Here is a 1,426-nt window from a genome sequence, read left to right as displayed (position 1 = left end):
ATTTTAATTACTTCCCATTTTACTTCTTCTGCGTAATGTACTCTTGTGCCCATAGAAAAACACCCTCCTAAGAATCATATTGTATTAATACGATTCAGGGGGTGTTTTTTCCTTGTCTCATTTATTTGGGTCTCTCCAAGCTGAACTGACCCGTTAAAATGAGACTTAGAAAAAACACCTATGCTGCCTGTCCCCTGTATTCCAGTGGGGACAGGTAGTTTAATTTTGCCTGAATTCGTACATGATTATATCGATACATGTATTGATTTACAATTTGTACTACTTTAGAATTGGATATAGATGCTCTACTTTGAGCGTTAAATCCTTCCGACTTTAGCGAGGAGTGAAAGGATTCAATGACGGCATTATCATGGCAGTTTCCTTTTCGAGACATGCTTGTGGTAATGCCTTTTTCTTTGGCCAAATTCTGATATGCATGTGAAGTATAGACAGATCCCTGGTCGCTATGAAGAAGTAACCCTACTGGTTTACGTAATTCTACAGCTTCCCTCAATGTGTCTAATACTAGGTTAATATCTTGGCTCGTACCTATTTTGTAAGCCACTATTTCGTTGTTATATAAGTCCATAATCGTTGATAAATATAACATAGTCGAGCCATAAGGTAAGTAGGTAATGTCGGTTACCCATTTTTCATTTAATCGGCTTGCTTTAAAATTACGATTGAGAGTGTTCGGCACAATAATATTACTCTCACCACAAATGTACTTTTGTCGCTTCTTCTTAACTTGACACTGAATCTCAAACTTTTGCATAATTTTTTGTACAGTTTTGCGGTTTACATTTATCCCATACTTTCTGTTTAAGATGGATTTAATTTTACGATGACCATAGTGATAGAAGTTTTTCTTACACAGCTTGATTACTAGCTCTTCTAATGAAGTTAGCTCAACTTTTTTATACTTCTTTTTCCAACGGTAATATGTTGACTTAGGTATGCCTAATACTCCAAGAATATCAATTATTTTAAAAGTGGCTGAGAGTTCTTCTACAACTTGGACAATGACTCGTGGCTCCAACTCCTTTCGATCTCCTGGTACTTTTTTATAATTGCCAATTGAGCCTCTAGCTGTTTATTCTTTAGTTTTAATTCTTCTAGCTCACTCATTTCCTCCGATTCTTTACCGTAGGAATATTGTTTTCCAACTTGTTGCGAAAATCGATAGGTTTGGCCTGTTTTGTACCATCGCATCCATGTTTTAATTTGAGTCTTATTTTTTATCCCCAGTTGTTCCATTATTTCTTTGTTTGTCATTCCAGCTTGTTTCATTTTAATTACTTCCCATTTTACTTCTTCTGCGTAATGTACTCTTGTGCCCATAGAAAAACACCCTCCTAAGAATCATATTGTATTAATACGATTCAGGGGGTGTTTTTTCCTTGTCTCATTTATTTGGGTCTCTCCA

1 protein-coding gene is annotated in these 1,426 nt (G+C 35.8%); it reads right to left on the bottom strand.

Going from position 1 to position 1,426, the window contains the following annotated elements:
* Window positions 1-178: 178 nt before the first annotated feature.
* Window positions 179-1,341, bottom strand: a protein-coding gene (locus AB447_RS22690; protein WP_085959889.1) for an IS3 family transposase whose coding sequence is annotated in 2 segments (ribosomal slippage) — window positions 179-1,065 and window positions 1,065-1,341 — 1,164 coding nt in all. Because the reading frame shifts where the segments join, the coding sequence is not laid out codon by codon here.
* Window positions 1,342-1,426: the final 85 nt, after the last annotated feature.

Source organism: Bacillus glycinifermentans, from assembly GCF_001042475.2.
GTDB lineage: Bacteria > Bacillota > Bacilli > Bacillales > Bacillaceae > Bacillus > Bacillus glycinifermentans.
This window is presented reverse-complemented; position numbering and strand designations above follow the sequence as displayed.